The organism is Curtobacterium salicis, assembly GCF_011759505.1.
GTDB lineage: Bacteria > Actinomycetota > Actinomycetes > Actinomycetales > Microbacteriaceae > Curtobacterium > Curtobacterium salicis.
Window position 1 is genome coordinate 21,383 of the sequence record NZ_JAAOYO010000001.1, and the last position, 12,683, is coordinate 34,065.

Below are 12,683 nucleotides of genomic sequence, written 5' to 3' on the forward strand. Positions count from 1 at the left end.
GGGTGTCGTCGACTCGGGGCGGGCCTCCCGGCCGGCGGCCTGCGATTGGTATACCAAGCTGCTAGAGTGCTCGGACGGCGCCGCGACAGCGGTGTCGGAACGCGAAGCGAGGAGGCACGGGCATGGGCAGGACGCTCGCCGAGAAGGTGTGGGACGACCACGTCGTCGTCAAGGGGGAGGACGGCAACCCCGACCTCCTGTACATCGACCTCCACCTCGTGCACGAGGTGACCAGCCCACAGGCCTTCGACGGTCTCCGTCAGGCCGGTCGCCCGGTGCGACGCCTGGACCTCACCATCGCCACCGAGGACCACAACACCCCGACGCTCGCCATCGACCGTCCGATCGCGGACCCGACGAGCCGCACCCAGATCGAGACCCTCCGCCGCAACTGCGCGGAGTTCGGCGTCCGCCTGCACTCGCTCGGCGACAAGGAGCAGGGGATCGTGCACGTCGTCGGTCCGCAGCTCGGCCTCAGCATGCCGGGCATCACGGTCGTGTGCGGCGACTCGCACACCTCCACGCACGGGGCCTTCGGTGCGATGGCGTTCGGCATCGGCACCAGCGAGGTCGAGCACGTCCTGGCGACGCAGACCCTGCCGCTGAAGCCCTTCAAGACGATGGCCGTCACGGTCGAGGGCACGCTCCGCGCCGGCGTCACCGCGAAGGACATCATCCTCGCCGTGATCGCGCAGATCGGCACCGGCGGCGGCCAGGGCTACGTGCTGGAGTACCGCGGGTCGGCGATCCGGGCGCTCTCCATGGAGGGCCGGATGACCATCTGCAACATGTCGATCGAAGCGGGCGCCCGCGCCGGCATGGTCGCCCCCGACCAGACCACGTACGACTACGTGCAGGGCCGCGACCACGCCCCGACCGGTGCCGACTGGGACGACGCCGTCGCGTACTGGGACACCCTCGCCACGGACGACGACGCGGTCTTCGACGCCGAGGTCTTCATCGACGCGGACACGCTCGAACCGTTCGTCACCTGGGGCACGAACCCCGGCCAGGGCGTCTCGCTGTCGGAGTCCGTCCCGGACCCGGCCAGCTACGCCGACCCGAACGACCGCGCCGCCGCGTCCCGGGCGCTCGAGTACATGGACATCCAGGCCGGCACCCCGATGAAGGACATCGCGGTCGACGCGGTCTTCATGGGCTCCTGCACGAACTCCCGCATCGAGGACCTCCGGGCGTTCGCGTCCGTCATCGAGGGCCGCGAGAAGGCACCGGGCGTGCGCGTGATGGTCGTACCCGGCTCCGCGCGCGTCCGGCTCGAGGCCGAGGCCGAGGGGCTCGACAAGGTGTTCACCGACTTCGGGGCCGAGTGGCGCTTCGCCGGCTGCTCGATGTGCCTCGGCATGAACCCCGACCAGCTCGCGCCGGGGGAGCGCTGCGCCTCCACCTCGAACCGCAACTTCGAGGGCCGGCAGGGCAAGGGCGGCCGGACCCACCTGGTCTCGCCCCTGGTCGCCGCCGCGACCGCCGTCCGCGGGACGCTCTCGAGCCCGTGGGACCTGGAAGACGACGACGCCCACCTGGCCGTGCCGGCGACCGCTGGAGGGAACCACTGATGGAGAAGATCGGCACCGTCACCGGCATCGCCGCACCGCTGAAGCGGTCGAACGTCGACACCGACCAGATCATCCCGGCCGTCTACCTCAAGCGCGTCACGAAGACCGGGTTCGAGGACGCACTGTTCTCGGGTTGGCGCCAGGACCCCGAGTTCGTGCTCAACCAGCCCGCCTACCAGGGCGCCCGGGTCCTGGTCGCCGGACCGGACTTCGGCACCGGGTCCTCCCGCGAGCACGCGGTGTGGGCACTGCGTGACTTCGGCTTCCGCGTGGTCGTGTCACCCCGTTTCGCGGACATCTTCAAGGGCAACGCCGGCAAGCAGGGACTGGTCACCGCGATGGTGTCCGAGCCCGAGATCGAGCGGATGTGGGCCGCCATCGAGGCGCAGCCGGGGATCGAGGCGACGGTGGACCTCGCGACACAGCGCGTGTCGATCGGCGACGTGGACGTGGCTTTCGAGATCGACGCTTACACTCGTTGGCGGTTGATGGAAGGGCTCGACGACATCGGGCTCACCCTCCGTGACGAGACCTCGATCACGGAGTTCGAACAATGCCGCTCCAGTTGGCGGCCGAAGACATTGCCGGTGAAGTAGTGAACTCTCTCGTACAGGACGCAGCAGCTGCAGGGGCGCGCGTCGGGTTGAAGTCGGACGAGATCGTCATCCGCGGGGGCAAGCCCCTCGTGGGGCGCATCGAGGTCCGTGGCGCGAAGAACCTGGCGACCAAGGCCATGGTGGCGGCGCTCCTCGGCGACACCCCGTCGATCCTCAAGGACGTCCCGGACATCTCCGACGTGAAGGTCGTCCGCGGCCTGCTCGAGGTGCACGGCGTCCGCGTGACCGACCCGGCCCGCGGCGAGCTCATCCTCGACCCGTCCCGTGTCGAGTCGGCGCACTTCGCCGAGATCGACGCGCACGCCGGCTCGAGCCGCATCCCGATCCTCTTCTGCGGCCCGCTGCTGCACAAGCTGGGCGAGGCGTTCATCCCCGACCTCGGGGGCTGCCGCATCGGCGACCGTCCGATCGACTTCCACCTCGACGCGCTGCGCGCCATGGGCGCCGTCGTCGACAAGCAGGTCTCGGGCATCCACATCACGGCCCCGAACGGCCTCAAGGGCGCGAACATCGAACTGCCCTACCCGAGCGTCGGCGCGACCGAGCAGGTCCTGCTCTCGTCCGTCCTCGCCGAGGGCACCACCGAGCTCCGCAACGCCGCGATCGAGCCCGAGATCATGGACCTCATCGCGATCCTGCAGAAGATGGGCGCGATCGTCACGGTCGAGCCGAACCGCACGATCTTCATCGAGGGCGTCAAGTCGATGCGCGGGTACACGCACCGCGCGATCAACGACCGCAACGAGGCAGCGAGCTGGGCCTCCGCCGCGCTGGCCACGAACGGCGACATCTTCGTCGAGGGCGCCAAGCAGCAGGAACTCATGACGTTCCTCAACGTCTTCCGCAAGGTCGGCGGCGGGTTCGACATCCAGGACGACGGCATCCGGTTCTACCGCGAGCTCGACGTCCTCAAGCCCGTCGTCATCGAGACCGACGTGCACCCCGGCTTCATGACCGACTGGCAGCAGCCGCTCGTCGTGGCGCTCACGCAGGCCGAGGGCCAGAGCGTCGTGCACGAGACCGTCTACGAGAACCGCTTCGGCTTCACCGACGCACTCAACGAGATGGGTGCCGACATCGTCGTGCACAAGGAGGGCCTGCCCGGCCACGACCGTCGCGTCGCCCGTCGCCCCTTCGAGCAGGCGGCCGTCGTCACCGGCCCGACGAAGCTGCACGGTGCGAACGTCCGCGTCCCGGACCTCCGCGGCGGCTTCAGCCACCTCATCGCGGCGCTGACCGCCGAGGGGGAGTCGCACATCACGAACGTCGGCATCATCAGCCGCGGGTACGAGCACTTCATCCCGAAGCTGCGCAAGCTCGGCGCGGACTTCGACTTCGCGGGATGAGCACCGAGCCGGCCGACGCCCGAGCCGGTGCGGTGGACCAGGTCACCACGGGCCTCCCGAACCCCGGGAGGCGCTGGAAGCATGGTGACCTGAACGTCGCGTTCCGGATCACCTCGGTCTTCGTGATCCCGTTGTTCCGGTGGGTGGCGGCGTACCGCTGGCACGGCCCGAACCGCCTCCCGGCGGACGGGGCGTTCGTGCTCGCACCGAACCACTACACGAACATCGACCCGCTGGTGGTCGGCACCGCCGTCTGGGTGAGCCGCCGACCGCCGCTGTTCCTGGCCAAGGCGTCGATCTTCGACGTGCCCGTCGTCGGCAAGCTCATGTCGGGCATGGGGCAGATCCCGGTGGAACGGTCCGGGCGGACGCGGTCCAGCAACCCGCTGCAGGGCGGCGGTGGCCTCGTCCGGAACGGTGGCGCCGTCATCGTCTACCCCGAGGGCACGCTCACCCGTGACCCCGACCTGTGGCCGATGCGGGGCAAGACCGGTGCCGCCCGGATCGCGCTCGAGAACGACGTGCCGCTCATCCCGATGGCGCACTGGGGCACGCAGCGGATCCTGCCGCGGTACTCGAAACGTCTCAACCTGTTCCGGAAGGCGCACGTCGACATCCTCTTCGGCGAGCCGATGGACCTGTCGGCGTACCGGGGCAAGCCGATCGACCAGGCGCTGCTGCAGGAGGTCACCGACGCGCTGATGGCCGAGATCACGAAGCTCGTCGAGCAGCTCCGCGGCGAGCGGGCCCCGGCGAAGCGCTGGGACCCGAGCGCGAACCGCCAGAAGGAGACCGGCAAGTTTGAGTGACGCAGCCGACCGGGGGACCGCCCCCGGTCTCCGACCCCACGACGACCACCCGGACCCCTCCGTCGCCGCACGCGGGGCGGTCGACACCGCGGCGATCCGCGTCGTGATGCAGTCGACCGACGGACCGCGGGTCGCCGTGATCGGCGCCGGCAGCTGGGGGACCACGTTCGCCAAGGTCCTCGCCGAGGGCGGTGCCGAGACGGTCGTCTGGGCGCGCCGGCCGGAGGTCGCACGCGAGATCACCGAGACCAAGCGGAACTCGGACTACCTGCCCGGCATCAACCTGCCGCGCACCCTGACCGCGTCGACGTCGCTCGCCGCGGTGCTCGCCGGCGCCGAGCAGGTGTACGTCTCGGTCCCGTCCCAGACCCTTCGCTCCAACCTCGCCGCGATCCGCGAGCTCCTGCCGCCGGACGTGCCCGTCGTCAGCCTGATGAAGGGTGTCGAGAAGGCCACCGGACTGCGGATGAGTGAAGTGCTGCTCGAGGGCCTCGGCATCGACCAGGACCGCATCGCCGTCGCCAGTGGGCCGAACCTGGCGCTCGAGATCGCGCGCCGGCAGCCCACCGCCGCCGTGGTGTCGTCCTCGAGCGCCGACACCGCGACCGCCGTCGCCGCGGTCGCGACGAACCCGTACTTCCGGTCGTTCATCAACACCGACGTCATCGGGACGGAGTTCGGCGGGGTCCTCAAGAACCTCATCGCGGTGGCCATCGGCATCGTCGACGGGGTGGGCTACGGCGAGAACACCAAGGCTTCGATCATCACCCGCGGCCTCGCCGAGATGACCGAGTTCGCCGTGTCCCTCGGCGCGCAGCCGTCGACGCTGTCCGGGCTCGCGGGCCTCGGCGACCTCATCGCGACCTGCCAGTCGCCGCTCTCGCGGAACAACACCGCGGGCCGGCTGCTCGGCCAGGGGTACCGCTTCGACGAGGTCGTCCGGCAGATGAACCAGACCGCGGAGGGCTTGGCCTCGGTCGCGCCGATCCTCGAACTGGCTCGGGCGAACGGCGTCGACATGCCCATCGTCGGGCAGGTCGGCGAGGTCCTCGCCGGTAGGCTCGATCCGCGCAACATCGCGCCGCACCTCACGGAGACCGACGAGCCCCAGGGCGAGTGACCGGTCCCGGTACCCACCGCTTGGAGCGTCCATGAGCAGCACCGCGCCCGCACCCGAACCGACCGACGCCGAGCTGGTCGTCAGCGACGCCGACGAGCGCACCACCGTCGCCGTGCTGTTCGGTGGGCGGTCGAGTGAGCACGAGATCAGCTGCGTGACCGCCGGCGGGATCATGGACGTCGTCGACCGCGACCGGTACGACCTGCTGCCGATCGGCATCACGAAGGACGGCGCCTTCACGTTGCAGGCGGACGACCCGTCGGACTGGGCGCTGCGCGGCCAGGAGCTGCCGACCGTGCCGGACAACGGCACCCGCGTCCGGTTCCCGGTGTCGGGCGACTCCCGTGAGCTGTTCGTCGAGCTGCCCGACGGGTCGGTGGAGTCCCTCGGAGCGGTCGACGTGGTGTTCCCGATCCTGCACGGTCCGTTCGGTGAGGACGGCACGATCCAGGGCCTCCTCGAGACCGCCGGTCTGCCGTACGTCGGTGACGGGGTGCTCGCGAGCGCCCTGGCGATGGACAAGCACGTCGCGAAGGCCGTGCTCGAACACGCCGGCCTCCGCGTCGCGCCGTGGACGACCGTGCTGCGTCGGCAGTGGCAGTCCGACCCGGTCGACGTCGCCGAGTCGGTCGCCGCGCACGGGTTCCCGCTCTTCGTCAAACCCGCCCGGGCCGGATCGAGCATGGGCGTCTCGCGCGTCGACGACCCCGCCCAGCTCGGGGCGGCGATGGACCTGGCGTTCGAGCACGACAGCAAGGTCATCGTCGAGCCGCGGGTGATCGGGCGCGAGGTCGAGGTCGCCGTCCTGGAGGGCCGCGACGGCACGCCGCGGACCAGCCTGCCGGGTGAGATCGTCGTCGCCGAGGACGGCTTCTACGACTTCACGGCCAAGTACCTGGGCGGCGACGAGCAGCTGCTCTGCCCGGCCCCGCTCACCGAGTCCGAGACGGACGAGATCCGGTCGATCGGTGCGCGGGCGTTCGAGGCGATCGGCGGTGCCGGACTGGCGCGCGTCGACTGCTTCCTGACCGACGACGGCTTCGTGGTCAACGAGGTCAACACGATGCCGGGCTTCACGCCGTTCTCGATGTACCCGCGGTGCTGGGCAGCGTCCGGCCTGGCCTACCCGGACCTCGTCGCGGAGCTCATCGAGCTGGGACGCATCGCGGTCCGGTGACGCTCCGGGGCGCCGTGTGTCCGGACCGACGTCCTGCGGCCCAGCGCCCTGGCTGACGTTCTGCGGCCGAGCGCCCTGGCTGACGTCCTGCGGCCGAGCGCCCTGGCTGACGTCCTGCGGCCGAGCGCCCTGGCTGACGTCCTGCGGCCGAGCGCCCTGACCGACGTCCTGCGGCCGAGCGCCCTAGCTGACGTCCTGCGGATCGAGGCAGCGGTGTCCGTCCTTCGGCAGGGTCGACACCGCGTCGCCGAGGTCCTGCAGGGCGTCCGCCGTGGCACGCTTCGTGTCGATGACGACCTGCACCGCCGGGGACCGGCCGAACGTCGTGTAGACGACGTTCTGCCCCCGGGCGTCCCGGATCCAGTCGACCGAGCCCTGCGCGAAGCACGGCAGGTCGGACACCGTCGGCACGGCGACGCCGCAGTGGTACAGCACCGCCGCGGGGGAACCCCATGCGGCGGTCGCCTGCGCCGAGGTGTTCCGCAGCGGGAGCGTGCCGTTCAGCGTCGCCGGCAGCCGGACCTGCGCACCGGCGCAGGCGGCGGCGTTCGCCGAGGGGGCGGCCTGCATGGCGACCGCGTTCGTGCAGCCGGTGAGACCCACGACGACCGCCGCAGCGAGGACGAGGCCACCGAGAGCGCTGCCCAGCCGGCTGCGGGTGGCGGTCCGGGGGCGGCGGGGTGCGGTGTCCATCGGCGTCCAGGTTACCGTTCTCGTGTGGACGCGACGCACGAGCAGAGCCCCGACGGCCGGGCCCGGACGGCGGCGGCTCCGACGGTGACCGCACCGACGGCCGCTGCATCGACGGTGGGGGCACTGGGGGAACTGGCGGTGCTCGACCGGGTCACCCGACGCCTGCCGCCCGGATCGCCGCTGCTGGGTCCGGGCGACGACTGTGCGATCGTCGCCGCTCCCGACGGACGGTTCGTCGTGACCACGGACATGATGGTGCACGGCCCCGACTTCCGGTGGGCGTGGTCCTCGCCGGAGGACGTCGGCTGGAAGGCCGCCGCCACGAACCTCTCCGACGTCGCCGCGATGGGTGCGGTGCCGTCGGGCCTCGTCGTCGCCATCGCCGCCCCGCAGGAGACCCCGGTGGCCGTGCTCGAGGGCATCGCCGACGGGTTCCGACTCGCGATCGAAGCCCTCGCCCCCGGCATCGGGGTCGTCGGCGGTGACCTGTCGACCTCGGCCACGTTCTCGCTGACCGTGACCGCGTTCGGCGACCTCGGTGGACGCGCCCCCGTCGTCCGTTCCGGCGCGCGCCCCGGTGACGTCCTGGCGGTCTCCGGGGAGCTCGGACCGGCCGCGCGAGGTCTCGCCCGCCTGTTCCGTGCCGGGGTCGACGACACCGGTGAGCCGGACGCCGACCGGGTGCGGGCGAGCGGGGCGGACACCGACCCCGACGTCGCCCGACAGCGCCGCCCGGTCCCACCGATCGCCGACGGGCCGCTCGCGGCCGCTGCCGGGGCGACCGCCATGCTCGACCTCTCGGACGGTCTCGCGATCGACGCCGGCCGACTGGCCCGAGCGAGCGGGGTGACGCTGGAGCTCGACGTCGAGCCGGCGCTGGACCCGGTCGCGCTGCACGGCGGCGAGGACCACGGGCTGTTGGCGACCTTCCCGGCCGGGACGGACCTCCCGGGTGGGTTCCGACGCATCGGAGTGGTCACCGCGCGCAGCGACGCCAGTCACGGCGCCGACCTGGTGCGCGGCGGGGACGTGGTCCCGACGACGGGCTGGGACCCGTACGCCGACTGGGACGGCGCTGCGGGCTGAACGCCGGGCTCAGCCGGCGGCGTCCGCCACGGCCTCCCACGCGACGGTGTCGCCCCAGGACCGCTTGCTGAACGCCGTGAGGCCGGCGGGCCAGGTCGGCTCCGGCGACCGGGTGCCCCGTTCGACGACGACGACCGCTTCCGGGGTGAGGCGGGACACGAGTGCGTCGAGCACATCGGTGAGTTCCGACTCGGGGACCTCGTACGGCGGGTCGATGAACACCAGGTCGAACGTCTTGGCCGTGGTCCGGAGGTACCCGAGCGCCGGTTGCGCGTGCACCGCGATGCGGACCCCCGGTACACGCTTCTGCACCGCCTTCGCGTTCTCTCGGCACGCGGCCGCTGCGGGTGCCGCGCGGTCGACGAGCGAGACCTCCACCGCACCCCGGGACGCCGCTTCGAGTCCGAGCGCCCCGGTGCCGGCATAGAGGTCCGCGACCGACGTGTCGTCGATCAGCCCGCGCGACTCGAGCGACGAGAAGAGCGCTTCGCGCACGCGGTCGCTCGTCGGCCGGGTGCCGGACTTCGGCACCCGGAGCGTCGTGGAGCCGGCGGCGCCGGCGATGATGCGGGTCATGCAGCCACCGTAGCGGGCGATCGACGGCCGTCCGGCGTTCTCCACAGGCGTCCGGGAGGCCCGGGGCAGGTCGGTCGTGCCGGGTACCGTTGGCCTGTGGTCACCTCCCGCGCCGACACCGCTCCGACGACCCCCGACGGCCCCGTGCCCGACGGCCCCGTGCCGGACGGTTCCGTGCCTGCAGGTTCCGTGCCTGATGGTTCCGCGCCCGCCACGCCCGACGTCCAGTGGGGACCGGCGCCGCTCGACGTGAAGCTGGCGAACGTCGTCGGCGGCCGGACCGCGAAGGCGATCGAGAAGGCCTTCGGGCACCGGACAGTCGGGGAGTTCCTCGAGCACGCACCCCGGCGCTACGCCGAACGCGGTGCGCTGACCGCCCTCGACTCCCTGGCGATCGGCGAGCCCGTCACGATCGTCGCCGAGGTGGTCGAGGTCCGCGAGCGCACGATGCGGGCACGTCGGGGATCGATCCTCGAAGCGAAGATCGGGGACGGCAAGGGCCTGCTGACGCTGACGTTCTTCAACCAGGGCTGGCGCACGAAGGACCTCGTGGTCGGCGCTCGGGGCATCTTCGCGGGCAAGGTCGGCGACTACCGCGGCGCCCGGCAGCTGGCCCACCCGGACTACGAACTCTTCGACGCCGACGACCCCCGGGCGACGGCGGACCCGGAGTCGGACGAGGCCATCCGCTTCTCCCGCCAGCCGATCCCGATCTACCCGGCCACCGCGTCGCTGTCCTCGTGGCAGATCGCCAAGGCGATGGGGATCGTCCTCGACACCCTGCCGGACGTCGCCGACCCGATCCCCGCGTCGGTACGGACGCGCCTCGACCTGGTGCCGTTCCGGAGGGCACTCGAGATGCTGCACCGACCCGAGAAGGTCGCGGACTTCAAGCGCGCCCAGGACGCCCTGCGCTACCGCGAGGCGTTCGTGCTGCAGACCGCCCTGGTGCAGCGCCGGATCGCGGCGCGTGCGACGGCGTCGGTGGCGCGGGTCGCGGCTCCTGGTGGCATCCTCGAGCGGTTCGACGCGACCCTGCCGTTCACGCTCACCGACGACCAGCGGACCGTCGGCGCGGAGATCGCCCAGGACATGGCGGGCACCTGGCCGATGCACCGGCTCGTGCAGGGTGAGGTCGGTTCCGGCAAGACCCTCGTGGCCATCCGGGCGATGCTCACCGTGGCGGAGTCCGGCGGACAGTCCGCCCTGATCGCCCCGACGGAGGTCCTGGCCGCGCAGCACCTCCGGTCGATCGTGAAGTTCCTCGGCCCCGACCTGGCGGCGGCGCTCCGTCCGGTGATCCTGACCGGTTCGCAGTCGACCGACGAACGCCGACGGGCGCTGCTGGCGGCGGCCTCCGGCGGCTCCCGCCTCGTCGTCGGGACGCACGCGCTCCTCGGTGACCGCGTGGACTTCGCCGAGCTCGGGCTGGTGGTCGTCGACGAGCAGCACCGCTTCGGCGTCGAGCAGCGTGAGGCCCTGCGGACGAAGGGCGCGACCCCGCCGCACGTGCTCGTGCTCACGGCCACGCCGATCCCGCGCACGGTCGCGATGACGGTGTTCGGTGACCTCGACGTCTCGACCATCCAGGGCATGCCCTCCGGTCGCGCCGGGGTGGAGACCTTCACCGTCGGCCTGGCCGAGCACCCCGGGTGGGAGTCCCGGATCTGGACGCGGATGGCCGAGGAACTGGCCGACGGTCGGCAGGCGTTCGTGGTCTGCCCGGCCATCGACGACGCGCACGCCGAGGACGACGGTGCACCCGGTCCGACGGCCGACGGCGATCCGGAGGGCACGCCGGCCCGGAAGCCCGCCACCGTGACGGCGACCGCCGAACGGATGCGGACGATGCCCGTGCTCCAGGGACGTCGGATCGAGGTCCTGCACGGACGGATGACCTCGGAGGAGAAGGACCGGGTGATGACGTCCTTCGCCGACGGCGCCGTCGACGTCCTCGTCGCCACGACGGTGATCGAGGTCGGTGTGGACGTGCCGAACGCCTCGATGATGGCGGTCCTCGACGCCGACCGGTTCGGCGTCTCGCAGCTGCACCAGTTGCGTGGACGCATCGGCCGCGGGCAGTACGCCGGCGTCTGCCTGCTCGTCACCCACGCCGAGGCCGAAACGGTCTCGCGCGAGCGGGTCGACGCCGTCGCGGCGTCCGACGACGGGTTCGAACTGGCACGGGTCGACTTGGAGCTCCGCCGCGAGGGCGACGTCCTCGGTGAACGCCAGTCCGGCGGACGGTCCTCGCTCACCCTGCTGCGGGTGGTGCAGCACGCGGACGTCATCATCGACGCCCGCGAAGAGGCCGAGCGGCTCCTCGAGCGCGACCCGGACCTCAGCGGCAGCCCGGCGCTGCTGGACGCCCTGGCACGGCGACTGGACGAGTCCGACGCGGCGTTCCTCGGCAAGAACTGACCGGGACGCGATCGGCACGAGGCCGGACGGCGCCGCGGCGGGTCAGGACCGGGTCGGTATGGTCGCCTGCATGACGAAGATCGCCGTGGTGCCCGGTTCCTTCGATCCCGTGACGTTGGGCCACCTCGACGTCATCGCCCGTGCGGCGGAGCTGTTCGACGAGGTCCACGTGCTCGTCGTCCACAACCCCGACAAGAAGGCCGCGCTGTTCGACGCCGGCGACCGGGTGCGTCTGATCGAGGAGTCCCTGACCGAGGTCGGCGTGCCCGGCACGGTCGTGGTCGGGGAGTGGACCGCCGGGCTCCTCGTCGACTACTGCCGTCAGGTCGGCTCGAAGATCCTGGTGAAGGGCGTCCGCTCCGGCGAGGACGTGGCGTACGAGACCCCGATGGCGATCATGAACCGCCACCTGGCCGGGGTCGAGACGGTGTTCCTGCTGCCGGACGCCGCACGGGCGCACGTGTCGAGCTCGCTGATCCGGCAGGTCTCGGGCCTGGGCGGGGACGTCACGCCGTACGTTCCCCAGGTCGTCGCCCGCGCGCTCGCCGACCGGCACTGAGGCCGACACCACCCCGACACGCGTCGGGTGCTCGACTCCTCGGCTCAGGCGCGCTAGGCTGGTTGATCGTGTCTTCCCCCGTGAACAGCCCCTACGCCCTGCGTGTGCGTGACCTCGCACAGCGTGCGGGCGACATGCGCGAGGTCTCGGTCGACATCGCCGTGCCGAGCACGCTCGGCGCCGGTCTGATCGCGGTGCGCGAGGGCGACCAGATGCACCTCGACGTCAAGCTCGAGGGCCTGCACGAGGGCGTCCTGGTCTCCGGACACGCCCGGGCCGAGGCGACGGGGGAGTGCTCGCGCTGCCTCATCGACATCAGCGAGCCCATCGAGGTCGAATTCGCGGAACTGTTCGCGTATGATGCCTCGGAGGAATTCGACTACCAGGTTCACGAAGACCACGTGGACTGTGAACCGGTGGTTCGAGACGCGGTGGTGCTGTCGCTGCCGTTCACCCCGCTCTGCCGACCGGACTGTCCAGGACTCGACCCGGTGACGGGTGAGCGCCTGGCGGACATCGGCGAACGACCGGCTCCGTCGGTCACCGATCCCCGTTGGGCAGCGCTCGGCGGGATCCAGTTCGACAGCAACGACAGCAACGAGCACCAGAACCCCAGCGGGCACCACGCCGCTGACCAGACCACCGCGGATGAGGAGCGGGCGCCGGCCGACCAGGCCGAGTGACCGCCACCATCCGCGACTGACC

General features: G+C 71.7%; 12 protein-coding genes. 10 read left to right on the top strand and 2 right to left on the bottom strand.

Translation table 11 applies throughout. From position 1 onward, the window contains the following. Positions 1-122: 122 nt before the first annotated feature. The 6 genes from leuC to E9228_RS00160 all read left to right on the top strand — a co-directional run bounded on the left by leuC (position 123) and on the right by E9228_RS00160 (position 6,643). The gene (gene leuC / locus E9228_RS00135; RefSeq protein WP_166778641.1) at positions 123-1,574 is read left to right on the top strand and encodes a 3-isopropylmalate dehydratase large subunit; all 1,452 of its coding nucleotides are present in this window, start codon (positions 123-125) and stop codon (positions 1,572-1,574) included. Further along, positions 1,574-2,170: a 3-isopropylmalate dehydratase small subunit gene (leuD, locus tag E9228_RS00140; protein ID WP_166778642.1), complete on the top strand. Its 597-nt coding sequence runs from the start codon at positions 1,574-1,576 to the stop codon at positions 2,168-2,170. The genes leuC and leuD overlap by 1 nt, the downstream gene beginning before the upstream one ends. Further along, a complete protein-coding gene (murA, locus tag E9228_RS00145; RefSeq protein ID WP_166778643.1) occupies positions 2,170-3,537 on the top strand; it encodes a UDP-N-acetylglucosamine 1-carboxyvinyltransferase in 1,368 nt (455 codons plus the stop codon). The genes leuD and murA overlap by 1 nt, the downstream gene beginning before the upstream one ends. Continuing rightward, positions 3,534-4,346 carry a lysophospholipid acyltransferase family protein gene (locus tag E9228_RS00150; RefSeq protein ID WP_166778644.1) on the top strand — a complete coding sequence of 271 codons (813 nt, stop codon included), beginning with the start codon at positions 3,534-3,536 and terminating at the stop codon, positions 4,344-4,346. The genes murA and E9228_RS00150 overlap by 4 nt, the downstream gene beginning before the upstream one ends. Positions 4,347-4,452: 106 nt before the next feature. Further along, positions 4,453-5,466 (top strand): NAD(P)H-dependent glycerol-3-phosphate dehydrogenase, encoded by a 1,014-nt coding sequence (locus E9228_RS00155; protein WP_166779314.1) that lies wholly within the window; start codon positions 4,453-4,455, stop codon positions 5,464-5,466. 31 nt (positions 5,467-5,497) lie between these two features. After that, positions 5,498-6,643, top strand: coding sequence for a D-alanine--D-alanine ligase family protein (locus E9228_RS00160; protein ID WP_166778645.1), 1,146 nt, complete (start codon positions 5,498-5,500; stop codon positions 6,641-6,643). Between the two features lie 183 nt (positions 6,644-6,826). Here E9228_RS00160 and E9228_RS00165 read toward each other — a convergent pair whose 3' ends face one another. After that, positions 6,827-7,336 carry a DUF3515 family protein gene (locus E9228_RS00165; protein WP_166778646.1) on the bottom strand — a complete coding sequence of 170 codons (510 nt, stop codon included), beginning with the start codon at positions 7,334-7,336 and terminating at the stop codon, positions 6,827-6,829. 84 nt (positions 7,337-7,420) lie between these two features. Here E9228_RS00165 and thiL point away from each other — a divergent pair, with 84 nt between their 5' ends. Next, positions 7,421-8,422, top strand: a complete 1,002-nt coding sequence (thiL, locus tag E9228_RS00170; RefSeq protein WP_166779315.1) for a thiamine-phosphate kinase — start codon at positions 7,421-7,423, stop codon at positions 8,420-8,422. Positions 8,423-8,431: 9 nt separating this feature from the next. Here thiL and E9228_RS00175 read toward each other — a convergent pair whose 3' ends face one another. After that, on the bottom strand, positions 8,432-8,998 hold the full coding sequence (locus tag E9228_RS00175) for an RsmD family RNA methyltransferase (protein ID WP_166778647.1): 567 nt from the start codon (positions 8,996-8,998) through the stop codon (positions 8,432-8,434). 189 nt (positions 8,999-9,187) lie between these two features. Here E9228_RS00175 and E9228_RS00180 point away from each other — a divergent pair, with 189 nt between their 5' ends. The 3 genes from E9228_RS00180 to E9228_RS00190 all read left to right on the top strand — a co-directional run bounded on the left by E9228_RS00180 (position 9,188) and on the right by E9228_RS00190 (position 12,661). Then, positions 9,188-11,419: an ATP-dependent DNA helicase RecG gene (locus E9228_RS00180; protein ID WP_166778648.1), complete on the top strand. Its 2,232-nt coding sequence runs from the start codon at positions 9,188-9,190 to the stop codon at positions 11,417-11,419. 70 nt (positions 11,420-11,489) lie between these two features. Continuing rightward, positions 11,490-11,978 carry a pantetheine-phosphate adenylyltransferase gene (gene coaD / locus E9228_RS00185; protein WP_166778649.1) on the top strand — a complete coding sequence of 163 codons (489 nt, stop codon included), beginning with the start codon at positions 11,490-11,492 and terminating at the stop codon, positions 11,976-11,978. A gap of 68 nt (positions 11,979-12,046) precedes the next feature. Further along, entirely contained in the window at positions 12,047-12,661 is a 615-nt protein-coding gene (locus E9228_RS00190) for a YceD family protein (RefSeq protein ID WP_341849707.1), read from the top strand. Positions 12,662-12,683: the final 22 nt, after the last annotated feature.

Bases quoted from the DNA above. Each gene is read 5' to 3' on its own strand.
- E9228_RS00175 (WP_166778647.1), bottom strand. From the start codon at position 8,998: ATGACCCGCATCATCGCCGGCGCCGCCGGCTCCACGACGCTCCGGGTG.
- coaD (WP_166778649.1), top strand. From the start codon at position 11,490: ATGACGAAGATCGCCGTGGTGCCCGGTTCCTTCGATCCCGTGACGTTG.
- E9228_RS00165 (WP_166778646.1), bottom strand. From the start codon at position 7,336: ATGGACACCGCACCCCGCCGCCCCCGGACCGCCACCCGCAGCCGGCTG.
- E9228_RS00160 (WP_166778645.1), top strand. From the start codon at position 5,498: ATGAGCAGCACCGCGCCCGCACCCGAACCGACCGACGCCGAGCTGGTC.
- leuD (WP_166778642.1), top strand. From the start codon at position 1,574: ATGGAGAAGATCGGCACCGTCACCGGCATCGCCGCACCGCTGAAGCGG.
- E9228_RS00150 (WP_166778644.1), top strand. From the start codon at position 3,534: ATGAGCACCGAGCCGGCCGACGCCCGAGCCGGTGCGGTGGACCAGGTC.
- E9228_RS00155 (WP_166779314.1), top strand. From the start codon at position 4,453: ATGCAGTCGACCGACGGACCGCGGGTCGCCGTGATCGGCGCCGGCAGC.
- leuC (WP_166778641.1), top strand. From the start codon at position 123: ATGGGCAGGACGCTCGCCGAGAAGGTGTGGGACGACCACGTCGTCGTC.